At 66.4% G+C, this 23,765-nt stretch carries 20 protein-coding genes and 1 pseudogene; 14 read left to right on the top strand and 7 right to left on the bottom strand.

From position 1 onward, the window contains the following. Positions 1 to 93: 93 nt before the first annotated feature. Together AB4851_RS06020 and AB4851_RS06025 are read right to left on the bottom strand one after the other, a co-directional pair. Positions 94 to 1,593 carry an aldehyde dehydrogenase family protein gene (locus AB4851_RS06020; RefSeq protein ID WP_414448857.1) on the bottom strand — a complete coding sequence of 500 codons (1,500 nt, stop codon included), beginning with the start codon at positions 1,591 to 1,593 and terminating at the stop codon, positions 94 to 96. Positions 1,594 to 1,740: 147 nt separating this feature from the next. After that, on the bottom strand, positions 1,741 to 2,892 hold the full coding sequence (locus AB4851_RS06025; RefSeq protein WP_414448858.1) for a branched-chain amino acid ABC transporter substrate-binding protein: 1,152 nt from the start codon (positions 2,890 to 2,892) through the stop codon (positions 1,741 to 1,743). Between AB4851_RS06025 and AB4851_RS06030 the strand changes: the two genes are divergently transcribed. The 3 genes from AB4851_RS06030 (at position 2,891) to AB4851_RS06040 (ending at position 4,654) form a co-directional block, all read left to right on the top strand. Next, positions 2,891 to 3,037: a hypothetical protein gene (locus tag AB4851_RS06030; protein WP_414448859.1), complete on the top strand. Its 147-nt coding sequence runs from the start codon at positions 2,891 to 2,893 to the stop codon at positions 3,035 to 3,037. The two genes, AB4851_RS06025 and AB4851_RS06030, sit on opposite strands and share 2 nt — an antisense overlap. 221 nt (positions 3,038 to 3,258) lie before the next feature. Further along, positions 3,259 to 3,957, top strand: a complete 699-nt coding sequence (locus AB4851_RS06035) for a hypothetical protein (RefSeq protein ID WP_414448860.1) — start codon at positions 3,259 to 3,261, stop codon at positions 3,955 to 3,957. A 43-nt stretch (positions 3,958 to 4,000) separates the two neighbouring features. Further along, a complete protein-coding gene (locus tag AB4851_RS06040) occupies positions 4,001 to 4,654 on the top strand; it encodes a helix-turn-helix domain-containing protein (protein WP_414440425.1) in 654 nt (217 codons plus the stop codon). 27 nt (positions 4,655 to 4,681) lie between these two features. Here the strand turns inward: AB4851_RS06040 and AB4851_RS06045 are convergent, their stop codons facing one another. Beyond that, entirely contained in the window at positions 4,682 to 5,728 is a 1,047-nt protein-coding gene (locus AB4851_RS06045) for a DUF1338 domain-containing protein (RefSeq protein WP_414448861.1), read from the bottom strand. 160 nt (positions 5,729 to 5,888) lie between these two features. Between AB4851_RS06045 and AB4851_RS06050 the strand changes: the two genes are divergently transcribed. From AB4851_RS06050 to AB4851_RS06085, 8 genes and pseudogenes are all read left to right on the top strand, one after another. Beyond that, on the top strand, positions 5,889 to 6,794 hold the full coding sequence (locus AB4851_RS06050) for a LysR substrate-binding domain-containing protein (RefSeq protein WP_414448862.1): 906 nt from the start codon (positions 5,889 to 5,891) through the stop codon (positions 6,792 to 6,794). Positions 6,795 to 6,897: 103 nt separating this feature from the next. Then, entirely contained in the window at positions 6,898 to 8,139 is a 1,242-nt protein-coding gene (locus tag AB4851_RS06055; RefSeq protein ID WP_414448863.1) for an NAD(P)/FAD-dependent oxidoreductase, read from the top strand. Between the two features lie 64 nt (positions 8,140 to 8,203). Continuing rightward, positions 8,204 to 9,136, top strand: a complete 933-nt coding sequence (gene lhpI / locus AB4851_RS06060) for a bifunctional Delta(1)-pyrroline-2-carboxylate/Delta(1)-piperideine-2-carboxylate reductase (protein WP_414448864.1) — start codon at positions 8,204 to 8,206, stop codon at positions 9,134 to 9,136. Positions 9,137 to 9,231: 95 nt separating this feature from the next. After that, entirely contained in the window at positions 9,232 to 9,477 is a 246-nt protein-coding gene (locus AB4851_RS06065; RefSeq protein ID WP_414448865.1) for an AbrB/MazE/SpoVT family DNA-binding domain-containing protein, read from the top strand. Continuing rightward, on the top strand, positions 9,474 to 9,872 hold the full coding sequence (locus AB4851_RS06070) for a PIN domain-containing protein (RefSeq protein ID WP_414440419.1): 399 nt from the start codon (positions 9,474 to 9,476) through the stop codon (positions 9,870 to 9,872). Before AB4851_RS06065 ends, AB4851_RS06070 begins: the two co-directional genes overlap by 4 nt. A 205-nt stretch (positions 9,873 to 10,077) precedes the next feature. Then, entirely contained in the window at positions 10,078 to 10,779 is a 702-nt protein-coding gene (locus tag AB4851_RS06075) for a hypothetical protein (protein WP_414448866.1), read from the top strand. Positions 10,780 to 10,830: 51 nt separating this feature from the next. Beyond that, positions 10,831 to 11,626 (top strand): annotated as a pseudogene (locus tag AB4851_RS06080) (IS5 family transposase). A gap of 277 nt (positions 11,627 to 11,903) precedes the next feature. Beyond that, positions 11,904 to 15,749, top strand: coding sequence for a DUF748 domain-containing protein (locus AB4851_RS06085; RefSeq protein ID WP_414448867.1), 3,846 nt, complete (start codon positions 11,904 to 11,906; stop codon positions 15,747 to 15,749). Between the two features lie 157 nt (positions 15,750 to 15,906). On the opposite strand, the gene AB4851_RS06090 is transcribed toward AB4851_RS06085, so the two are convergent. The 3 genes from AB4851_RS06090 to AB4851_RS06100 form a co-directional block, all read right to left on the bottom strand. Next, on the bottom strand, positions 15,907 to 16,131 hold the full coding sequence (locus AB4851_RS06090; RefSeq protein WP_414440417.1) for a hypothetical protein: 225 nt from the start codon (positions 16,129 to 16,131) through the stop codon (positions 15,907 to 15,909). A gap of 115 nt (positions 16,132 to 16,246) precedes the next feature. Further along, positions 16,247 to 17,554 carry an MFS transporter gene (locus AB4851_RS06095; RefSeq protein ID WP_414448868.1) on the bottom strand — a complete coding sequence of 436 codons (1,308 nt, stop codon included), beginning with the start codon at positions 17,552 to 17,554 and terminating at the stop codon, positions 16,247 to 16,249. 52 nt (positions 17,555 to 17,606) lie between these two features. Continuing rightward, positions 17,607 to 18,818 (bottom strand): YbfB/YjiJ family MFS transporter, encoded by a 1,212-nt coding sequence (locus AB4851_RS06100; RefSeq protein WP_414448869.1) that lies wholly within the window; start codon positions 18,816 to 18,818, stop codon positions 17,607 to 17,609. A 195-nt stretch (positions 18,819 to 19,013) separates the two neighbouring features. On the opposite strand from AB4851_RS06100, the gene AB4851_RS06105 reads away from it, so the two are divergent. The 3 genes from AB4851_RS06105 to AB4851_RS06115 all read left to right on the top strand — a co-directional run bounded on the left by AB4851_RS06105 (position 19,014) and on the right by AB4851_RS06115 (position 21,484). Next, positions 19,014 to 19,943 (top strand): LysR substrate-binding domain-containing protein, encoded by a 930-nt coding sequence (locus AB4851_RS06105; RefSeq protein WP_414440414.1) that lies wholly within the window; start codon positions 19,014 to 19,016, stop codon positions 19,941 to 19,943. A gap of 112 nt (positions 19,944 to 20,055) precedes the next feature. Further along, the gene (locus AB4851_RS06110) at positions 20,056 to 20,610 is read left to right on the top strand and encodes a carboxymuconolactone decarboxylase family protein (protein ID WP_414448870.1); all 555 of its coding nucleotides are present in this window, start codon (positions 20,056 to 20,058) and stop codon (positions 20,608 to 20,610) included. Positions 20,611 to 20,650: 40 nt separating this feature from the next. Beyond that, a complete protein-coding gene (locus AB4851_RS06115) occupies positions 20,651 to 21,484 on the top strand; it encodes a helix-turn-helix domain-containing protein (protein WP_414448871.1) in 834 nt (277 codons plus the stop codon). 110 nt (positions 21,485 to 21,594) lie between these two features. On the opposite strand, the gene AB4851_RS06120 is transcribed toward AB4851_RS06115, so the two are convergent. Further along, the gene (locus AB4851_RS06120; RefSeq protein ID WP_414448872.1) at positions 21,595 to 23,763 is read right to left on the bottom strand and encodes a malate synthase G; all 2,169 of its coding nucleotides are present in this window, start codon (positions 23,761 to 23,763) and stop codon (positions 21,595 to 21,597) included. Positions 23,764 to 23,765 lie beyond the last annotated feature (2 nt).

The raw sequence follows: 23,765 nt of genomic DNA on the forward strand, positions 1-23,765 counted from the left end.
TCGATCAAAATGCTGAATGGCGATGGAGCGGATGGGGTTGGAGGGGGCGTGCGGCGTCCCCCTCCAGCCGGGCTGTCGACCCGGCGCGGCTGTTTAGTCGAGGTTGAAGTCGATGCCTTGCGCGAGCGGCAGCGCCGACGAATAGTTGACCGTGTTGGTCGCGCGGCGCATGTAGCCCTTCCACGCATCCGAACCCGATTCGCGGCCGCCGCCGGTTTCCTTCTCGCCGCCGAACGCACCGCCGATTTCCGCGCCGCTCGGGCCGATGTTGACGTTGGCGATGCCGCAATCGCTGCCCGAATCGGACAGGAAGCGCTCGCTTTCGCGCAGGTCGGTGGTGAACACGCACGACGACAGGCCGTGGTGCGCGGCGTTGTTCGCGTCGATGGCGTCGTTGAACGTGCTGTACTTCAGCACGTAGAGGATCGGCGCGAAGGTTTCGGTCAGCACGATATCGGTTTGCGACGGCATTTCGACGATCGCCGGGCGCACGTAGAAGCCCTTCTCGTTGCCGGCCACCGTGTGACGTTCGCCGCCGAACACCTTGCCGCCCTGGCTCTTGGCTTTTTCGAGGGCGGCCTGCATGCGGTTGAACGAGGCTTCGTCGATCAGCGGCCCCATCAGCACGCCCTGTTCGAGCGGGTTGCCGATCACGACCTTGCCGTAGAACGTCTTGAGGCGCTCGACCGCCGTGTCGTACACGCTCTCGTGCACGAACAGGCGGCGCAGCGAGGTGCAGCGCTGGCCGGCGGTGCCGACCGCCGAGAACACGATGCCGCGCAGCGCGAGTTCGAGATCGGCCGTGCCGGTGACGATGCCGGCGTTGTTGCCGCCCAGTTCGAGGATCGAGCGGCCGAAGCGGCGCGCCACTTCCACGCCCACCGCGCGGCCCATTTCGGTGCTGCCGGTGGCGCTGACGATGCTCGAACGCGGGTCGGACACCAGCTTCGCGCCGACGTCGCGGCCGCCGTTGATGACGGCGGTGAGGCCGGCCGGCGCGTCGCCGAATTCCTTGAGCGCATCCTGCAGGATGCGGTCGACGGCCAGCGCGGTCAGCGGGGCCTTTTCCGACGGCTTCCAGAGCACCGCGTTGCCGCACACCAGCGCGAGCGCGGCGTTCCACGACCACACGGCGGCCGGGAAGTTGAACGCCGAGATGACCGTGCAGACGCCGATCGGGTGCCAGGTTTCCGCCATGCGGTGGCCCGGGCGCTCCGACGAGATGGTCAGGCCGTAGAGCTGGCGCGACAGGCCCACCGCGAAATCGCAGATATCGATCATTTCCTGCACTTCGCCCAGGCCTTCCTGCAGGATCTTGCCGGTTTCGAGCGTGATGATGCTGCCGAGCGCCTGCTTCTGCTCGCGCAGCTTGTTGCCGAGGATGCGCACCAGTTCGCCGCGGCGCGGGGCCGGCACCTCGCGCCAGGCCTTGAACGCTTCGTGCGCCTTGGCGAGCGCGGCGTCCACGTCGGCCACCGATTGGCTCGCGACGCGGCCGACGAGTTCGCCGTTGATCGGCGAATGCACGGCGATGTCGCCCGCTTCCGCGAGATGGGCAATGTCCAGCTTGGAAAGAATGGTCGAAGGCGTCACGGTATCAATCCTTGTGTTTCCGATAGGAGAAATGAGTAAGCTTGGAAACTATACACGCGCGTTCCGGGCGCGACAACGCGCCATAAAACGCGGCTTCGCACACCCGATTGCTTCGCATCGGTAACAAAAAAATGCAGGTGCCGTGCATCAGTTCGCCGCTCGGGTGGTCACGGGCGCCCAGGCGCCGTTCTTGACCTGATAGAGCGTCGAGCTGGGGTTCTTGAGGTCGCCGCCGGCCGTGAAGCCAATGGTGCCGGTGATGCCGTTGAAATCGGTCGATTTCAGCGCGGCGTTCAGGTCGGCCGGCTTGGCCGAGTTCGCCTTCTCGATCGACGCGATCGCGATGTAGGTGGCGTCGTAGGCGAACGGCGCGTAGGCCAGCATGTCCATGCCGAATTTCTGCCTGAACTTTGTTTCGAACGCCTTGCCTTTCGGGCGCGTGGCGAGCGGCTGGCCGTATTCCCACACGGCCGCGCCTTCGGCCGCGTCGCCGGCGATCTTCAGGAAGTTCGCGTCCATCACGCCGCCGCCAGCCAGGAACTGCGCCTTCATGCCGAGCTGGCGCATGCGCTTGACGAGCATCGCGGCCTGCGTGTCGAGGCCGCCGAAGAACACCAGGTCGGCGTTCGCGCCCTTCATCTTGGTCAGTTGCGCGCTGAAATCCACGGCCTTGTCGTTGGTGAAATCGCGCGCGACGATCGTGCCGCCCGCGGCCTTCACGGCCTTCTCGAACTCGTCGGCTTCGCCCTGGCCGAACGCGGTGCGGTCGTCGATGATCGCGATGCGTTTGGCCTGGGTGACCGTGGCCGCGTAGTGGCCGGCGTTTCCGGCGTTCTGCGTGTCGGTGGCGATCACGCGATACACCGAGTTCAGGCCGCTCTGCGTGATGGCGGGATTGGTGGCGGCCGGCGTGATCATCGGAATGCCGGCCTTGGCGTAGATGCGCGAGGCCGGCAGCGTCGTGCCGGAATTGAAGTGGCCGATGACCACCGCCACGTTGTCGTCCACCAGTTGCTGCGCGGCCTGCACGCCGATGCGCGGGTCGCCCTGGTCGTCCTGCGGGGCCACCACGTATTTCACGGGCTTGCCGGCGACCTGCGGGTGGCGGGCGTTGGCCTCGTCCACCGCGAGCCGCACGCCGTTCTCGATGTCCTTGCCGTACGCCGCCGCGCCGCCGGTGAGCGGCGCCGCCACGCCGATCTTGATGACGGCTTCCTGCGCCTGGGCCGCGGCCGCGACGAACAGACCGGACAGGGCAATGGCGAGCGCGCGGCGACGAGTGCAAAAACAGAAGGGCATGGAAGCGTTCCTGATGCTGAGAGTCGATGATCGGGAGCGCCGCTCCCGGGCTTTCCGCTGCGCCAGCCCGTTCCCCGGCGAAGAAGTTGAGGCGATTCTCCAAAACCAAAACCGTGCGATCAAACGATATCTATTCGATACATGATGCGGTTTGATCATCAACCCTGGTATATCGGGCCTGAGCGGGGCACGTTCGCCGCGATTTTGCGGGTTCGGGACATACCCGCATGCGGGGCCTGTCGTGCGAGCAGCCTCGGCGTTCAAATCAATGTTTTCGCGCACCGATCTCCGGTACGATTCCGCTGCCTCGCCGGTTCGTTCTTCGCTGCGCCGCGCGCACTCAATCCGCCGCCCGACCCCATGAAATTGAGCTTTTCGCTAGCGAGACCGCTGCGCCTGCATCACCTGCGCTGCCCGTTCCCGATCGACTGGGCGCAGCACGCCGGGGTGCACGCAGTGGAGGCCGAAGCGGTACTCGCGAAGCGCGCGCACGGGCCGGGCTGGCGCATTCCGGCCGAGACGCTGTTCACGGTTTCGTTGACGCCGGGCGAGGACGGTTGTGCGTCTGGCACATTAACTCTGGAATCCTGCCCGGCCGGCGCGCTGCTCGGTGGCCCCGATTGGGGTGCATTGCGCGAGGCGTTCGCGGCAGCGGACAGCGCATCCCGCAACGCGTCCTGCATTCCGTTCGGCAGGACGCTCGCGCAGCAGATGTTTCTGTGGCCCGGCCACGCGTGGGCCTTGAGCGAGGTATCGCGCGAGCTTGGCGTGGAAAGCCGCGCCGTGCGCATGCGCCTGTTTCGCGAGGCCTACAGCTTCGCCTCGACGTTGCGGCGCTGCCGAATGCTGCGCCTGCTGCTGCAAACGCTGGCGCACGATATCTCGGTGGTCCTGGCGACGGACCCGCGCATGCCGTCGAACCGGCGTCGGCTCGACGCGATGTTCGATGCGCAGTACCAGGCCAGCCTGTCGACGATCGCGACGAGCCGCGCGTTCACGGGCCGCTGTTTCGGATGGGAAACGGGGCGGGCTCGGTCAGGCAAGACGGTGCTGGCGCAATGGTAGTATTGGAAACAGCCCCGAATTTCACCTATCTTCGTTTCCCCGCATGGACACCCCTGCCCTGAAGCCCGTAGAGAGCGCGTCCTCCGCACTGGGCAAGCGCGTCAAGGCCGCCCGCCAGCATCTCGACTACACGCTCGAAGCCGCCAGCCGCGTGTGCGGCGTGTCGCGCTCCACGTTGTCGAAGATCGAGAACGGCGCGATGTCGCCCACCTTCGACGTGTTGCAGAAGATCGTCCACGGCTTGCAAATCGATCTCGGCGAACTGTTCGGCTCGACGCCGAAGCCGCGCGCGAGCGGCCGCCGCGCGGTCACGCGCAAGGGCGAGGGCCAGCCGCATTCGGCCGGTTGCTACGAGATGGAGTTGCTGGCCACCGAATTGGCGCAGAAGTCGATGTATCCGTTCCGGATCCGCATCACGGCGCACTCGCTCGACGCGTTCGCCGAATGGGGCCGGCATGAAGGCGAGGAATTCCTGTTCGTGTTGAGCGGGCAGGTTTGTCTGTATTCCGAACTGTATTCGCCGACCGTGCTCGAAGCGGGAGACAGCATCTATTTCGACAGCCGCACCGGCCACGCCGCCGTGTCCACCAGCAAGCAGGACGCCGAAGTGCTGTGGCTGATCAACGAAGGCGGCGACACCGCGCCGTACAGCGCGGAAGTCAAATCGCCGGCCTCGCGTGGCAAGCCGCGCGCCTGAGCGACGCCGGCCGCGCACCTTCTTTCCTTACCTCCCGCCGGCCGCTTCCTGCGCAGCGTTCGCCGTCATCTTGAAGATGCCGGTGGCATTGCCCGCATCGAAGCGCAGGTCCGTTTCCCAGCGGCGCGTCTCGCGCTCGAAGCTGCGCTTGCGCGTGATGAATTCGTAGAACGAGCCCGGCACCTTGCGCGTGACCAGCTCGCCGTTGGCGGCACGGAACGGGCGCTCCACGGTGTCGGCGCGGTAGGCCGTCTGGAACACGCGGCCCGAGCGCGAGCGTTCCACCTCGGGCTTCATCGGCCGGCCTTTGGCCTTCTCGTCGTCGGACAGCCGGAACACGTCGGCCACGCGGTCGGTCGCGTGATTGAAGGCGTTGCCTTCAGTGGAGATCCAGGCCATTTCGGCCGATTCGAGCAGGATCGTTTCGTAGTCCGATTCTGACGGCACGTCGTGCTGGCGCGCGAACGCGCCGACGATCACCGGCAGCAGCGCTTCGGCCGCCTCGATCGGCAGCGCGCCGTCGCGCTCCAGTTCCGACAGTTGCGACACCGCGAGCGGCGTCAGCGGATCTTTCGAGGTACTGACGATGCGGGTGACCGCCTGCTGGAATTCGGCCGAGAAGCGCTCCGGATGCAATTCGCTGACGAAGAACTGCGCGATTTCGTCCGGTGCATCTTCGTGCGCGTAGGCGCGGCCCGTCATCTTGAGCTTGTCGAGCGGGTAGCGGCCGTTCAGCTTGAAGCCGAGCGGGCGCAGGATGCGCGTGAACGCCGCCTCGCCCGGCGGCAGCGCGCCGTTTTGCGCCCAGCGCACCGTGCGCAGCGCGCCGTGATCGAAGAACACCGAGCCGCCGTTGGCGATCGTTTCGCGCGTGTAGATGCGGCCGTTTTCCGAGCGTTGCAGCAGATCCTCGAACAGCGCCATGTTCATGGCCTGCGCCAGCTCCGCGCGCGTGACCGTGCCGTCTTCCCAATCGGCCAGCAGCGCCGGGGCGTTGAGGGTGGAGAACAGGGCGTCGGTCTTGTCCTGGCCGAGCAGCCGGGCCAGAAGCCGCTCTACATTCGCATTGCGCATCGCGTATCTCACAGTGCCGTTCCGCCTTTCGGCGAGGGGATCGAGGGGAAGGGGCGGCCCGCCGATGCAGGCCGAATCTTGCGTGATCAGCATTATTGAGGCGCTTGCATGCCTCGTAAAGCGAGATTAAATTGCCAGTTGATGACTTTTATGAACAACCATGCGCAAATTCAAGATCCCCAACCTCAGCGCGTTGATGGCCTTCGAAGCGGCGGCGCGGCATGAGAGCTTCACCTATGCGGCGAAGGAGCTGTTCCTGACGGAAAGCGCCATCTCGCGCCAGGTGGCCACGCTCGAATCGCAGATCGGCGTGCGCCTGTTCGTGCGCTCGAAGCAGCGCGTGGTGCTGACGCGGGCCGGGCGGCTGTACGCCACGCAGGTGCGGCGTTCGCTGGAGACGCTCGACCGCGACACGCTGTCGATCATCGCGCACGGCAGCGGCGGCGGGTATCTCGAACTGGCCGTGCTGCCCACCTTCGCGTCGCAATGGCTGATTCCGCGCATGAAGGATTTCAACGATCGCGCGCCCGACGTGCGCGTCAACATGGGCGTGCGCACCGAGATGTTTCCGTTCGAGGAAACCCACTTCGAGGCGGCGATCCATTACGGCAAGCCGAGCTGGCCGGGCACCACGTCCGATTACCTGTTCGGCGAGGAAGTGGTGCCGGTGTGCTCGCCCGCGCTGTTGAGCAAGCCCGTCAGGAAGCCGCACGAGTTGTTCAACTACCCGCTGCTGCATTCCACCACGCGCCCCGATGCGTGGCCGCGCTGGTTCGAGAACTTCGATATCAAGGATTCCTTGACGATGCAGGGCGTGCGCTACGAGTTGCACACCATGCTGATCGCGGGCGCGGCGGCCGGGCTGGGCGTGGCGCTGGTGCCGAAGTTCTTCGTCGAGGGCAAGCTGGAGCAGCTCGGCGTGGTGATTCCGTTCGATGCGACGTTTCCCGTGCAGTTTTCCTACTACCTCGTCTATCCGACCGAGTTGAGCCACGGCCGGCCGCTGGAGACGTTCCGGGGCTGGCTGCTGGAGCAGGCCGGCGCGTACAACGCCGTGAGCGGCTGACCGGGCCTGCGAGATTCGGGATGTCCCGATCGGATATTTTGTTTCTTATCGGAAATTGTTCGGCTAGGATCGGGCGAATCGTTATGACTCGTCGCGGCAGGCCATGGAAGACATTCTGGTGGTGGGCGCAGGGATCATCGGCGCGAACGCTGCGCTGAACCTGACGGCAAGGGGCTTTCGCGTTCACCTCGCGGACGCCGGCGAGCCGGGGCGCGGGTGTTCGTTCGGCAATGCCGGCATCATCGCCGTCGATCACGTCGCGCCGCTGGCGAGCCCCGACACGCTCGCGGGCATGCCGCGCATGCTGCTGCAGGCCGACAGCCCGCTGAAGCTGCACAAGCGTGGCATCCCGAAGATGGCGCCGTGGATGGCCGCGTTCGCCCGGCAATCGCTGCCGGCGAATTTCCGACGCAATACCGAATCGCTGGCCAGCATCGTGACGATGGCCGCCGCCGCCTGGCGGCGTTTGCTCGCGCAGCCGATCCTGAACGACCTGTATCGCGACATCGGTTCGCTCTACGTGTTCGAGAGGCCGGCCGACGCCGGGCAGGAGCGCCGGCATCTGCGCCTGCTCGATCGCCATGGCGTGGCCTATCGCAACCTCGACGCGGCGCAGGTTCGCCGCGACTACCTGCCGACGCTGACCGAGCGGATCAGCCACGCGCGGTATTTCCCCGGCATGGCGTCGATCACGAACCCGAGGCTGGCCGTGATGCGGATTGTCGATGCCGCCATCGCGGCCGGCGCGCGGTTCGTGCAGGCGCCCGTCAGCGAGATTCGCCCGTTGGGCGATGGTCGCGTCAGCGTACGCATCGGCGGCGACACGCGGCAGTTCGGCAAGCTGCTGATTGCGGCGGGCGCAAGCAGCGCGGTGCTCGCGCAAACACTCGGCTTCCGGATTCCGATCACGCGAGAGCGCGGTTATCACGTCCAGCTTGCGCAACCGTCGGGCGCGGCGATTTCGGTGCCGGTCAGCTTCGTCGAGCGCGGTTTTACATGCAATCCGATGCAGGACGGCATCCGGCTGGCCGGCACCGTCGAGCTTGGGCCGCCCGAGGCGCCGGACTGGCGCCGCGCGGAGATGCTCGCGAGGCAGTTCGGCGCGCTGTTCCCGTCCGAGCCGCGGCCCGAGATCGCGACGCGCTGGTTCGGCGACCGCCCGACGCTGCCCGATTATCTGCCGATGATCGACGCATTGCCGGTGGTGCGGAACGTGTTCGTCGCCACCGGGCACCAGCATCTGGGCCTGACGCTCGGCCCGCTGACCGGCGAGCTGATCGCGCAGCGGATGGCCGGCGAAACGCCTGCCGTCGATCTGACGCCGTTCCGCGCCGGCCGCTTCTGATGGCGGTCATCGCCGGCGCGAGCCGTTCTTCTTCTTCTTCTTCCACGCGATCAAGGCAACCTCGATGAGTTCGATTCCCGTGTTCGACGCCGCGGCGACGGCGGCGCTGCTCGATTTCAAGACGCTCGTGGATGCGCTGGCCGAAGCCAGCGTGCAGCACGAGGCCGGCGAGATTCATTCGCCCGTGCGCGTCGGCGTGCCGCTCGGCGCGGATGGCGTGCTGCTGTCGATGCCGGCCAGCGCGCGCGACGTGGCGATCCACAAGCTGGTGAGCGTCGCGCCCGGCAACGCGCAGCGCGGCCTGCCGACGATCTTCGGCGCCGTGACCGTGTGCGACGGCGAGACGGGCCGCCCCGAGTTCATCCTCGATGGGCCGACCGTCACCGCGCGTCGCACGGCGGCGTTGTCGATGCTCGGCGTGCGCGTGCTGCATGCGTCGCAGCCAAAGGCGATGTTGATCGTCGGCACCGGGCAGCAGGCGCACGCGCACGCGCTGGCGATGCACAGCCTGTATCCGGCGGCGCGGCTTTGGGTGCGGGGGCGCAGTGCGGAAACGGAGGCGGCGTTTTGCGCGCGGCTCGCGCAGCAGGGCGTGATCGTGGCGGGGTTGGCTGGCGCGGCGGCGGGCGGTGGCGCGATACCGGACGAGGTCGATACGGTCGTCATGGCGACGACCAGCAAAGTGCCTGTGTATACCGAGGCTGCCAGGGAGAACCGGCTCGTGATCGGCGTGGGCACGTTCACGCCCGATGCGGCGGAGATCGGGGCGCAGACGATTCGCGCGAGCCGCGTGTTCGTCGACGACCGGCAGGCGGCGCGCGCCGAGGCCGGTGACCTGATTCAGTCCGGCGCGGATTGGTCGCAGGTGCGCACGATCGGCGCGGCGGTGCGCGACGGTGTGGAAAAGGGCGGGGCGGTGGTGTTGAAGACGGTGGGGAGCGGGGCGTGGGACTTGGCGGCGGGGCGGGTGGCGCGAGGGGCTCGGCGAGTGACGTGAGTCAACATGGGTGTTTTTAGTGGTGCGGCGCGCTTGGGACACGCTTGCTTTTCCAAATTCCTTACCATAAAGTAAGGAGTAAAGGAGGTGTCGCCATGACAACAGCAACGATGACTTCAAAGGGCCAGGTCACGATCCCGGTGGACGTGCGCAATCAGCTTGGTCTGGAGTCCGGCGACCGGATCGAATTCAGCTTCAACGAGGCGACCGGCCGGTATGAGGTCTATCCCGCCACGCAATCGCTGGCGTCGCTCAAGGGTATCGTGAAGAAGCCCGCAAAACCGGTGTCGATCGAGGACATGAACATGGCCGTCGCGCAGCAGGGAGCATCTGCGCGATGATCGGACTGGATACGAACGTGCTGGTCCGCTACTTCGCCCAGGACGATGCCGCGCAGTCGAAGAAGGCGACCATGCTGATGGAGTCGCTGTCGGCCGAGCGGCCGGGGTACATTTCGCAAATCGCGCTGGTCGAGGTCGTGTGGGTCCTGGGGCGTTGCTACGGCGTCGAGCGCGAACAGATGAAAAATATCATCGACTCGATGATCGCCACCAAAGAACTGGTGGTCGAAGGTGCGGACACGGTGCGAAAGGCACTTCGCGTTTTCGTCGCGTCGCAGAAGGCGGATTTCGCGGACTGCCTGATCGAGCGGTCGGGGCATGTTGCGGCGTGTGAGTACACGGCTACGTTTGACGTGACGGCCTCGAAGGTCGCGGGGATGCGGTTGATCAAGTGAATCGTGGCGCGAATGGGTAAATGGGAAATGCCAGCTAGGCGGACCTTGATGAGGCATCTTCTCGTGAGGGTAGGGAACCTGCAAAGACTCCCGACAGCCGGCGGTGCATAGCTTATGAACCTCGGCTGAGGGTTTGTCGATTAATGACTCTGACGGCGCGAATTCGCACAGCATCCACGCAACTGAAAATGAGGAGGGGATAGGAATGTCGGCTTCGGCGGTTGTCGCTTCGAGTGCCGTGGCTGTCAGCGGTGTTTCGACGATAGCAACTGGTGGTATTTACGTGGCCCTGATTGGGTTTATCGGGACTGTTTTAGGTGCGGCAATTGCCCAAGGTGTCGCATTGGTGATCGCTCATAGGAATCGCGCTGACGCAACGCGTAGGGATGCTATCAGTCGTGCGTTCGATACAGCGGGATCACATATGGCAATTGTGGCATTTGACAGGTACATGCAATTTTGCGAAGAGTACACAACACAATTCCGTGAGGTGTTAGCGGGAATAATTCAAACAGGTCCACACAAGAATGCGCTCACCTATTCGGCCGAACTTTTGCGCCTTCGTACGCGCTGGTCGCTCTGGGTTCCGGACGACATTAATGCTCTTCTAGAAAAATTCGAGAAAGTACTAAGGCAGATGGGAGCCGATGCGCAGCTATCGGCTTCGGAGCTAGCGGCGAGCGTTCCGAATCGAGCGGAACTTATCAATCGCATGTACAAAGCTTTTTCAGATTTGTTGGCGATGGGGAATTGGAACGGCGAAGAGGCTAACAAAGAAATTGCCGTGGCGACGATGATGAGTCTCCTAAAAGAAACACTGGGTATAGAGCAATTCGGTATCTTGAGGCAACTGACGCTCAACAGCGCGATAGGTGAACTAGGCGGCAGGAAAAGTGCCATTGGTTAGAGCGTGTTATGCACTTTTCTAGCTTATATCGGTCGAGGAGGGATGGAAAAAATGCCACGCTACCCAAGCGATGTAACGGATGAAGAATGGGACTTCGTGGCGCCCTATCTGACCTTGATGAAAGAGGACGCACCGCAGCGACAATATGAACTGCGAGAGCTGTACAACGCATTGCGCTGGCTGGCGCGCGCGGGAGCGCCGTGGCGATTACTGCCGACCAATTTTCCACCGTGGGAAGCTGTTTATCAGCAGACACAACGATGGCTTCGCGCCGGGTGTTTTGAAGCGATGACCGATGACCGACGATCTACGCTCGATCATTCGCGTCGCGCAGGCGCGCCAGGGCCAACCCAGCGCTGTCATTCTCGATGGGCGCACGCTTCAATCCACATGCAAGAGCGGTCCGCGCGCAGGATACGACTGTTGCAAACGCAAGCATGGCAGCAAAACGCATATTGCTGTCGACACATTGGGACATTTGTTGGCCGTGTACATCACGCCAGCCGACGAGCAAGAGCGCGCTCAGGTCCAGGAACTAGCGCAACAAGTCCAGCAAGCCACGGGAAAAACGGTGAAACTCGCTTTCGCAGATCAGGGCTACACCGGCAAGGATGCGGCAGCGGCCGCGAGAGTCGAAGGCATCGAGTTGCAGGTGGTCAAACTACCCGAGGCGAAGAAAGGCTTTGTGCTTTTGCCGCGACGCTGGGTGGTCGAACGTAGCTTCGGCTGGCTCAATTGCTTTCGCAGGCTGGCGCGTGACTGCGAGCGTCTGCCTGAAACTCTGGCTGGTTTGCACTTCGTCGTCTTTGTCTCGCTGATGCTCGCTCGCGCTGCCCAGTATTTTTGAATGTGCATAACAGGCATCTAAGTGATGCAAGCCAACCGCTACGCGCTTAATGCGCCGAGTGCCGGACCCACGAACTCCAGCGCGACGCGCTTGGCTAATCGGTGGGGCAGACAGCCAGTAGGAGTAGATGCGCCCCCGCTCCCGCCCCTTGATCTCCCTCCACCTCCGTTCCCCCTCGACACCGCCGCGCCCCGCCGACCGCCTATACTTCCGGAAGCCGGGCTTCCCGTCCCGATTTTGCAGACGGCATTCTGCCGTCGTCACAACGGTACTCAGCATGTCCAGCATTCGGAAAAACCCGCCTGAAACATCCCGTTCCTCCGTCGCGCAGCGGCTCGGCGGCGTGGCCCGCTCGCGTCGCACGAAGCGTGTGGCGCTCGGTATCGTCGCGTTCCTGGCCGTGTTCGGCCTGCTCGGTTTCTTCGCCGCGCCGCCGCTGATCCGCCATCTCGCCGAACAGCAACTGAGCCGCCAGCTCGACCGCCCGGCCAGCATCGCGCGCATCTCGCTGAACCCCTACACGCTGCGGCTCGAGGCCGACGGCGTGCACCTCGGCGAGCGCAGCGGCCAGGGTTCGTTCGTCGAGATCGGCAAGCTCACCGTGCGCGCGGCGTGGTCGTCGCTGCTGCGCGGCGCGCCGATCGTCGACGAAGTGCGCATCGATTCCCCGCGCTTCCATATCGTTCGCTACGACGCGCAACGCTTCAATTTCAGCGATATCGTCGACAAGTTCTCGAAGCCCTCCTCCACGCCGTCGTCGTCGGGGCCGGCGCGCTTCTCGGTGTCGAATATCCAGGTGACGAACGGGCGCATCGATTTCGACGACCGTCTGCTCGGCGCCGCGCACACGATCGATCAATGGTCGCTCGGCGTGCCGTTCATCGCCACGCTGCCGTCCAAGACGAACATCTTCGTGCAGCCCACGCTGAAGTTGCGCCTCGATGGCAGCCCGATCGCGATCGACGGGAAGACCAAGCCGTTCGCGCAGTCGCGCGAGTCGGAAATCAACCTGAAGTTCGACGGCCTCGATGTGCCGAAGCTGCTGTCCTACGCGCCGGCGAAGCTGCCGGTGGAGGTGACGTCGGGCCGGCTGTCGAGCGATCTGGCCGTGCGCTTCTCGATCGACGGCGAGGCGCCCGCGCTGCGCGTGTCGGGCACCGTCGATCTGGCCGATGCGAACGTGAGCGATCCGGCTGGCCGGCCGTTGTTCGCGGCGCAGCAATTGCATCTGGACGCCGCGTCGCTCGAACCGCTGCGCAACGTGCTGCATTTCAGCGACATCCGTGTCGTGAAGCCGGTCGTCACGTTGTCGCGTGATGCGGCGGGCGTGTTGAACGTGCAGAAGCTGGCGGCGTCGCAGCCGGGCAGCGTGGCCGACAAGCCGGTGGCGGCGTCGGCCGGTGCGGCCAGCGCAGCCGCCGCGACGAAACAGGCGGCCAAACCCCAGCCGCTCGACCTCACGGTGGCGCGCCTCGCGATCGACGACGGCACGATCCGCGTCAGCGATGCGTCGGTCGCGCCCGCCGCCGCGCTCACGCTGGCGAACCTCAAGACCACGTTGTCCGGTTTCACGCTGCAGGGCCGTCAGCCGGCGAAGTTCTGGGTGTCGACCACGCTGGCACAGGGCGGCGCGTTCAGCGCGGCCGGTGCCTTCAGCCTCGCGCAGCAGCAGGCGGGCGGCCATCTGACGCTCGACGCGCTGGCGCTGCCGGCGCTCGTGCCGTATCTGTCGGGCGCGACCTCGGCCAAATTGATCGACGGCAAGCTCGGTGCGTCGGTCGATGCGTTCGCCGATTGGTCGAAGGCGCCGTTCGCGGCGAATGTCGGACCGAGCACGCTGACGCTGAGCGCGCTGAAGGTCGGCGCGCCGTATGCGAAGGCCCCGGTGCTGACGTTGCAGAAGGCGACGGTGAACGTGCAGCGCATCGACGTCGCGGCGCGCAATGCTGACATCGCCAGCGTCGACGTGAACGGCCTCGCCGTGGATGCGGCGCGGCTCAAGAACGGCGATATCGACCTGGCCTCACTGGCCGCTCCCGCCAAGCCCGCACGGTCGGCCGCGAACGCCAAGGGCGGTAATGCCACCGCCTCCGAGCCGTGGCATTACCGCATCGGCGAACTGAACCTGACCGATTCGAAGGCCGGCTTTACCGATCTGTCCACGCCGCGCCCGGTCAAGCTGGCGCTCGCGCCGCTGCAGGCGAAGATCGGGCCGATCACCGACGACCTGTCGAAGCCGCTGCCGCTCTCGCTGCGCACCACGCTGAATCGCAAGGGCACGTTCGCGGTCACGGGCGACATCACGGCCACACCGCTCGACGCGCATCTGCGCATCGACGGCAACCGGCTCGACGCGGCGGCCTTCGAACCGTATTTCGGCGGCGCGCTGAATGCCACGGTCGCGAGCGCGCTGCTCAATGCGAAGGGCAACCTGGCGGTGTCGCAAAACAAGGCGGCGACGAAGGCGGCGTATCGCGGCGACGTGGCGCTGGTCGATGTGCGGATGCTCGACAAGGCCACCTCCGATCCGTTCGCGGGCTGGCGCTTGCTGGGGTTGTCGAACCTGAAGGCGAACTACGACAGCGCGCAGGGCGTGGATGTCGATGCCGCGCGGGTGACGTTCGCAAACTTCTACGGCCGCGTGCTGCTCGATGCGCAGGGGCGCCTGAATCTCAGCGACGTGGTGGCCAAGCAAACCGGCCCGGCGCAATCGCTGACCCGCGACGCGAGCGGCGCGGAGCCGGTGCCGCTGTCGCCCGGGGCAGCGAGTGCGGCGTCAGCTACGGCATCGGCCGTCGCGGCGGCGAGCGCGCAGCCGGCGTCGGGGGCTGCGTCGAAAGCGGCGGTTACCGCCGCCGCAGCGAACGCCGCCAGCGCGCCGCTGCCCGCCTCGGTGCCGGTCGTGGTCAAGGCGGCCGAGCCGCCGAGCCAGCCGGTGCGGATGCGCTTCGGCGAGCTGGTGCTGCAAGGCGGCCGGGTGACCTACACCGACAACTTCATCAAGCCGAACTACACGGCCGATCTGGTCGACATTCAGGGCACGGTGGGGGCGTTCGGCACCGAATCGCGCGACAGCGCGCCGGTGGACATCGCGGCCGGTCTTGAGGGCAACGGCCCGATCTCGATCAAGGGCTCGGTGAATCCATTGATCGCGAAGCCGGCGCTGGACCTGACGGCCTCGGCGCACGGCATCGAGCTGACCAACCTCACGCCGTATTCGACCAAGTACGCGGGTTATCCGATCACGAAGGGCAAGCTCAACGTCGATCTGCATTACCAACTGGCGAACGACCAACTGAGCGCGAACAACCACATCTTCATCGACCAGCTTACGTTCGGCGATCACATCGACAACGACACGGCCACGCGCTTGCCGGTGCGGCTCGCGATTTCGCTGCTGAAGAATTCGCGCGGCGAGATCGATGTGAACATTCCGGTGTCGGGGTCGCTGTCGAGCCCCGAGTTCAGCGTGAGCGGGCTGATCTGGCATGCGGTGCTGAACCTGCTGAAGAAGGCCATCACCTCGCCGTTCTCGCTGCTGGCCAGCGCGTTTGGCGGCAACGGCGAGGAACTCGGCTACGTCGAATTCGCGCCGGGCCTTGCCACGCTGACGGATGCCTCGAAGCAGAAGCTCGACACGATCTCCAAACTGCTGGCCCAGAAGCAGTCGGTCCGGCTCGATCTGACCGGCCGCGTCGATCCCGCGCGCGACCTGCCGGGCCTGCGCGAGGCCTATGTCGAACGGCTGGTGCGTCAGCAGAAGCTGAAGGGTGTAGTGGGGCAGGGCGAGAGCGTCGATCCGATGACAGTCAAGGTCGCGCCGGACGAATACCTCAAATACCTGACCGAAGCCTACAAGGCGGCCGATTTCAAGAAGCCGCGCAACCTGATCGGCATGCAGAAGACGCTGCCCGAGGCCGACATGAAGCAGGCGCTCGAAGCGCACGCGCCGGCCGACGACGCCGGCTTGCGCGCCCTCGCCCAGCAGCGCGCCCAGGCCGTGCGGCAGTATCTGGATGGCAAGGTCGATCCGGGCCGCATGTTCATCGTCGCGCCGAAGCTCGATGCGAAGGGCATCGAAGACAAAGGCGCGACCACACGTGTGGATTTCGGCCTGCAGTAAGCACGGCGGCCTGCATCGCGAGCGCGGGCGGCCGGCCGGTTGATACGGGGCCGGAAGAAAAACCGGCTCGCCATGAAAAACGCCCGCGCATGCGCGGGCGTTGTCTATTGCGGCGGCTCGGCGGCGGCAACTGCCGCTACCGTGGCACGAACACCGTTCAATGCGCGTCGGCCGAGGCCGGCTCGCGCTTGGCGAGTTCCTTGCGCGCGGCGAGCGGAATGCGCGGGTCGTCCCAGGTACTCAGCCATTCGATCTCCTTCGCGGTGAAGATCTGGCCGTGATTGCGCAGCGTGTATTGCAGCGAATCGATGATGTGATTGCGGATGATTTCCGGCGTGCGCGTGTCGTCGAGCACGGAGCGGAACGCCTCTAGCGTGGCCATCGTCGGGCTCCGGTGAAGTCAGGGATAACCCTGTTATCGCACGTCAATAGTCGTTCGCCAAGCCGAAAAAAAATTGTCTGAGGCATAGGGGGGCGAATGCGTGCCGCAGCGTGCCTCAGCGCAACAGCTTGCCGGCCGCCTTGCCGCGCGCGAGGACCCAGCCGTTCAGCCCGGCGCACAGCACCAGCAGCGCACTGGTCACGAAAAACACCGTGTGCAGGCCCACGTGCGCGCCGATCTGGCCACCGAGCAGCGGCCCGACGACCTGACCCGAAAATTGCGCCGATTGCAGGTAGCCGAGCACGCTGCCCGACGCATGCTCGTCCACGGCGTGCCGCACCAGCTTGGCGATCGACGGCAGCAGCCCCGCCAGCGACATGCCCATCGCGCCGCGCAACAGCGCCAGTTGCCACCAGTGCGTGACGAACGCCTGCGGCAGCATCACGAGGCCGGTCACGAGCAGGCAGCCGATGATGACCGGCCAGCCGCCCACCCGGTCGGCCAGCCCGCCGAGCCGTGGCGCGGTCAGCATGCTGCCGAACGCCGAGGCGGCCATCACGATGCCGGCGGTACGCGCCAGCTCGCCGTGCGGCACGCCGAGCTGGCCGATATACACGGTGATGATCGGCTCGATCGACATGTTCGCCAGCAACACCATCATCGCCGTGAGCAGCAGCACGCCGAGCGCGGCGCGGCGGCCGGTGTCGGCCTGGGCGCCCGCATTTGCGCCGCGCGACGCCTTGGGGCGCACGTCGCGGCTGCGGTCGAAATCCTCGCGCACCAGCAGGATCGTCGCGGCGGCGGCCACCGCGATCACCGCGCCGCCCACGAAGAACGTGCCGCGAATGCCGACCAGCGCCGGCAGGAAGCCGCCCACCAGTGGCCCGATCAGGTTGCCGGCCAGCGCACCGGTGGACAGCACGCCGAGCGCCCAGCCGGCGCGCTCGCGCGGTGCCTGGGTGCCGACCATCACGATCGACGCCGATGCATAACCGCCGATCAGCCCGGCCGCGAGCCGCAGCGCCACGAGCTGCGTGATGCTGTGGGCCACGCCGATCAGCGACATCACCACCGCCATGCCGATCGCGGCGCGGATCAGCATCGGCTTGCGGCCGTAGCGGTCGGCGAGCCGGCCCCACAGCGGCGCGGTGATCGCCGTGCCGAAGAAGGTCGCGCCGAACGCCACGCCCGACCATTGCACCACGGCGGCCGGCGACGCCACGCCGAGCTGCTCGACGTACAGCGGCAGGAACGGCAGCAACATGCTGAGGCTGACCAGCGTGGTGAACGAGCCGAACACGCAGACGGCGAGATTGCGTTTCCAGTAGCGCGCGTTGCGCTCGGCATAGCCGCCCGCGCTCGCGCCGGCGGGCGCGGCGGTCGGTTCGGGGCGAGGTGCGGGCGTGGCGGCGGGGCGGGACATGGGGGCGGATCTCCAGGGCCGGTCGGACGATGGAATGACGGTAGGCGGCGAATCAGTCGCGGCGCGCGGTGGCGGCGGCGACGATATCGATCGCCAGCGCCAGGATCATTGCGGCGGCACCGATCACGAACAGCACGCGGTAGTCGCCGCCGCTGTGCGAGAACACGAACGACAAGCCGTAGGCGGCCAGCGCCTGGCACAGCGCGAAGCCGACCGTGGCGGTGCGCCATGCCGGGTCCTGCTGCGCGGGATGATGGGCGAGCAGCTCGTGCAGGCGGCCGAGCATCAGCGGCACGGTGCCGGTCACGAACGCCCCCACCACCACGCTCGACAGCATCAGCCATACGGCGCCCAGGCCGAGCGCCGGGATTGCCACGCCGCCGATTTCGAGCACGAAGGCGAGCCGCAGCGCGTTGCCGAAGCCGATCCGGTCGGCGAGCGCGCCGGCCAGCACCGGCCCGAGCGTCGCGCCGATGCCGAACAGCACCCAATATTGCGCGCCGACCTGCAGGCTCTGGCCGAGCCCGCGCGTCACGTAATCGACCAGGAAGATCATGTGCGGCACCCAGCCGGCCGCGTTCAGCGCGTATTCGGCGTAGAGCGCGCGCAGCGTGCGCGTGGCCTTGACCGGGCGATGCTGCACCGGCCTGGCGTGCTGCGCGGCGTCGCGCGGCCAGCCGGTCCAGCCGATCGCGGTCAGCGCCAGCGACAGCACGCCGAGGCCGAGCCACGCATCCTGCAGGCTGCGTTGCAGCAGCAGCGGCACCACGGTGCCCGAGGCGATCACGCCGACGCCCACGCCCATGAAGATCACGCCGCCCGCCAGCCCGCGTCGCGCCGCCGGCACATGCTGGAGCACGGTGGGCGCGGCCAGCACCATCAGCGCGCCGCCGGCCACCCCGGCCAGGAAGCGCCACGCGAAGAACCAGCCGAACGACACCGGAAACGCGCAGGCCGCGAACGCGAGCGTCGCCAGCAGCATCATCGCGCGCAGCGTGGTGGTCACGCCGAATTTCGCGGCGGCCTGGCGGCCCGCCAATGCGCCGGCCAGATAACCGGCCAGGTTGGCGGCGCCCAGATAGGCGGCGAGCGCGGGCGCGAACCAGTGCGCATCGACGATCGCCGGCAGCAGCGGCGTGTACGCGAAGCGCGCCAGCCCGATGCCGATCAGGCTGGCGCAAAAGCCGGACAGGGTGGCCCGGGCGACGCTCACGCCGCGCGCCGCGCGCGTGGCGTGAGCGGAGGAGTCGGCGGCGCGATGCATGGCAGGGGTTCCTTCACTCGATTCGATAGCGGGAGGTTACGCGCCATCACCAATCCACAGAACTGAATTGTCGAGATAGGCGCTATCTTCAATTCAGATAGCTGTTATGCTGAATTCTCGTTTCCCGGCGCGCCGGGCGCGTCGCTACAATCGTGGCGTCGATCATCCTTTGCGGCGGCATGGCCGTCATCGATCATGGACCTGGCCGATCTCAAGACTCTCGAAGCCGTTGCCCGCCACGGCAGCATGAACAAGGCGGCGGCCGAACTGCACACCGTGCAGTCGAACGTCACCGCGCGCATCCGCTCGCTGGAAGACGAACTCGGCGTGACGCTGTTCCAGCGCCATGCGCGCGGCGTGACCGTCACACCGGCCGCGCAGCGGATGCTGCCGTTCGTCGGCAAGATCGCGCAGTTGGTGTCCGAGGCGCGCTCGGCGGCCACCGACACCGGCGAGCCGTCCGGCACGCTCACGCTCGGCACGCTCGAAACCACCATGGCGCTGCGCCTTTCGCCGCTGCTGACCGAATTCGCACGCACCTGGCCCGATGTGCGGCTGGTCGTCAGTTCGGGCACCACCGCAGGGCTCATGCAGGACGTGATCGACTACCGGCTCGACGGCGCGTTCGTGGCCGGCCCGGTCAAGCATCCGGCGCTGTATGTCGAGCCGGTGTTCGCGGAAGAGCTGGTGCTCGTCACCAGCCCCGCGATCCGTTCGCTGAAGGAACTGGCCGGCCAGCGCGACCTGAAGACGGTGGTGTTCCAGGCCGGTTGCTCGTACCGGCAGCGGCTCGACGCGTTCCTGACCGGGATCGGCGTGGTGGTGGCGAAGCCGCTCGAATTCGGCTCGCTCGACGCGATCGTCAACTGCGTGTCGGCCGGCGTGGGCATCACGCTGCTGCCGAAGGGCGTGGTGGCCGACGCGGCCACCTCGGGCGACGTGGCGCTCCACCGCTTGCCGCGCGAGCTGGCGCACGTCGAAACCATGTTCGTGCGCCGTGAGGATACCTATGTATCGAGTGCGATGACGGCGTTCCTGGAGATGGCCAAGCGCATCTACCGGCAATCGACGCTGCCGCCGGGCCGGGTGCGGCGCGCGGCCGAGCCGCACACCACGGCCGCCTAGGCGCCCGGCGCGGCCTGCCGATTACCTCGCATGTAATTGGCCGGCCGTGCCCGCGACCCTAAGCTGGGTTCATCGCGCGGCAGCCCGCCGCGCGGCGAACCCAGGAGTCACCATGTCCCACTTTCCCGTTCATACGCTTGCCTCGGCGCCGCCCGCTTCGGTGGCCGCCCTCGAACAACTGCATGCCGCGTTCGGCACGATTCCCGCGATCGCTGGCGCAATGGCGGGCTCGCCCGTGTTGCTCAACGGCTTCGTCGGCCTGTTCGCCAGCGTGCATGCGGGCAGCTTTTCGGAAGCCGAAATCCAGACGCTGCTGCTGACCAACGCCGTCGCCAACCGTTGCGAATGGGCGGTGGCGTTCCATAGCGCGCTGGCGCTGCAACAGGGCGTGCCGCAGGTCGATGTCGATGCGATCCGCGCGGGCGGCGCATCCGGCGATGCACGGGCTCACGCGCTCTCGACGTTTGCGCGGCGGCTGATCGAGACGCGCGGCCGCATCGAGCACGCCGAGCTGCAACGCTTTCTCGACGCCGGTTTCGCGCCAGCCCAAGTGCTCGAAACGATCGCCGTGGTGGCCGCCTCGACCGTCACCAACTACACGGGCAGCGTCGCGCAGCCGCCGCTCGATGCGCCGTTCGACGCCCATCGCTGGCACGCCCCGGCGTAAGCCGGTATCGTGCGGGCATCGCTTCGCAGGACTGATCGATATGGATTTCATCGCCTCCGCACCCAAGAAACGCCCGCCGACCGAGCTCGGCGACTTGCTGCGCCATTGGCGCGACGTGCGCGGCGTGAGCCAGCTCGATCTGTCGTACGAGGCCGGCGTGTCGCAGCGGCAGATCAGCTTCATCGAGAGCGGCCGCAGCGTGCCGGGGCGGCAGACGCTGCTCGATCTCGCGCAAACGCTGGACGTGCCGCTGCGCGAGCGCAACGGCCTGCTGCTGGCGGCCGGCTATGCGCCGCTGTTTCCCGAGACGGCGTGGAATGCGCAGGAGATGCAGGCCGTCGCGCGCGCCGTCGACCGGATGCTGCGGCAGCACGAGCCGTTTCCCGCCATCGCGATGGACCGCTACTGGAACGTATTGAGCACCAACGCCGCCGCGCCGCGCCTGTTCGGGCGCTTCGTCGATCTGGCGGCGCGCCCGAGCCCGCGCAACCTGTTGCATCTGCTGTTCGATCCGCAGGGCTTGCGGCCCTTCGTGCACGACTGGCCGCAGGTGGCCTGCGCGATGCTGCAACGCGTGCAGCGCGAGGCGGTAGGGAACGTCGTCGACGACGGCACGCGGCAATTGCTCGATGCCTTGCTCGCGTATCCCGGCGTGCCTGCAGATTGGCGGCTGCGCAGCGCGCCCGCGCAGTCGGCGGCCGTGCCGGTGATTCCGATCGGTTTCGAGGTCGATGGCCGCGTGGTCGAATACTTCTCGATGGTGGCCACCGTCGGCACGCCGCAGAGCATCGCCGCGCAGGAGTTGCGCATCGAGAGCATGTTTCCGGCGAACGATGAAACGGAGGCATGGCATCTCGCGCAGATGGCGGGGTGATCGCCGCGCGCCACCAATGACAACACCCCGAAGGCCGGACTCGCGTCCGACGCTTCGGGGTGCAGATGACATCAGCGGCCGCGATTCAGCCGCTTATCGGCGCCGCGCGCTCAGGCTTTCTTTTGCAGGCGGAACGCGTGCAGCAGCGGCTCGGTATAACCGCTCGGCTGCTCGCGGCCTTCGAACACGAGCGCGGTGGCGGCCTTGAACGCGAGCGACTTGTCGAAGTCGGGCGCCATCGGCTGATAGCTCGGGTCGCCGGCGTTCTGCTTGTCGACCACGCTTGCCATGCGCTCCAGCGTTTCGCGCACCATCTCCGGCGACACCACGCCGTGGCGCAGCCAGTTCGCGATGTGCTGGCTCGAAATGCGCAACGTCGCGCGGTCTTCCATCAGGCCGACGTTATGGATGTCGGGCACCTTCGAGCAGCCGATGCCCTGATCGACCCAGCGCACCACGTAACCGAGAATGCCCTGCGCGTTGTTCTCGACTTCGCTGCGGATTTCGTCCTCGCTCCATTCGGCCTTCGCGACGACCGGAATCGTCAGCAGGCCGCTCAGCAGTTCGTCGCGCAGGCTTGCAAGGTCGGTCTTTTCCAGTTCCTTCTGCACCGCCTGCACGTCGATCTCGTGATAGTGCAGTGCGTGCAGCGTGGCGGCGGTCGGCGACGGCACCCAGGCGGTGTTCGCGCCGGCCTTCGGATGGGCGATCTTCTGTTCGAGCATCGCGTGCATCAGGTCCGGCATCGCCCACATGCCCTTGCCGATCTGCGCGCGGCCACGCAGCCCGGCCGCGAGGCCTGCCAGCACGTTGCTGCGCTCGTAGGCGGCAATCCACTTGCTCGACTTGATGTCGCCCTTGCGCATCATCGGGCCGGCTTCCATCGAGGTGTGCATTTCGTCGCCGGTGCGATCGAGGAAGCCCGTGTTGATGAACGCAACGCGTTCCGACGCCTGCGCGATACACGCTTCGAGGTTCACGCTGGTGCGGCGCTCCTCGTCCATGATGCCCATCTTGATGGTGTTGCGCGGCAGGCCGAGCAGGCTCTCGATGCGCCCGAACAGCTCGCTGGCGAACGCCACTTCGGCCGGGCCGTGCATCTTCGGCTTGACGATGTAGATCGAGCCGGTGCGCGAGTTGAGCTTGTGGGTGCGGTCATGCAGCGCGCACAGCGTGGTGACGACGCCGTCGAGAATGCCTTCCGGGATCTCGTGGCCTTCCTGATCGACCACGGCCGGGTTCGTCATCAGGTGGCCGACGTTGCGGATGAACAGCAGCGAGCGGCCATGCAGCGTGACGGTGTCGCCGTTCGTTCCGGTGTACTGCCGGTCGGCGTTGAGGCGGCGCGTGAACGTCTTGCCGCCCTTCGACACTTCTTCCGTGAGATTGCCCGCCATCAGGCCGAGCCAGTTGCGATAGAGCTGGACCTTGTCGTCGGCGTCCACCGCCGCGACCGAATCCTCGCAGTCGATGATGGTGCTGACGGCCGCTTCCATCAGCACGTCCTTCACGTGGGCGGAATCGGTCTTGCCGATCGAATCGTTGGCGTCGATCTGGATTTCGAAATGCAGGCCGTGGTGCTTGAGCAGGATGGCCGACGGCGCGGCGGCGTCGCCCTGGAAGCCGATCAACTGGGCCGGGTCTTTCAGGCCGGTGGTGCTGCCGTTCAGTTCAACGAACAGTTTGCCGTTCTCGATGCGATAGCTGGTGGAATCGGCGTGCGTGCCGTGCGCGAGCGGCGCGGCCTGATCGAGGAAGCGGCGAGCGAAGGCGATGACCTGCGCGCCGCGCTTCGGGTTGTATTGGGCGGAGCGCTCGGCGCCGTTGGAATCGGGGATCGCGTCGGTGCCGTACAGTGCGTCGTACAGGCTGCCCCAGCGTGCGTTGGCGGCGTTCAGCGCATAGCGCTGGTTCGACAGCGGCACCACGAGTTGCGGGCCGGCCTGTTCGGCGATCTCGATATCCACGTTCGCCGTGGTGGCCTTCGAGCTGGCCGGCGCCGGCACGATGTAGCCGATGCTTTCGAGGAAGCTGCGGTAGGCGTTCAGGTCCGACACCGGGCCGGGATGCTCGCGGTGCCACGTATCGAGTTCCACCTGGAGGCGGTCGCGCTCGGCGAGCAGTGCGCGGTTTTTCGGCGCCAGTTCATGCACGAGGGCCGCAAAGCCGCGCCAGAAATTATCCGCCGCGATACCGGTGCCGGGCAGGGCTTCGGTTTCGATGAATTGCGCGAGATTCTCGGCAACGCGAAGGCTGTCGCGCTGGGTCATGTCCGTCATGG

The organism is Burkholderia sp. 22PA0099 (genome assembly GCF_047497165.1).
Lineage (GTDB): Bacteria > Pseudomonadota > Gammaproteobacteria > Burkholderiales > Burkholderiaceae > Burkholderia.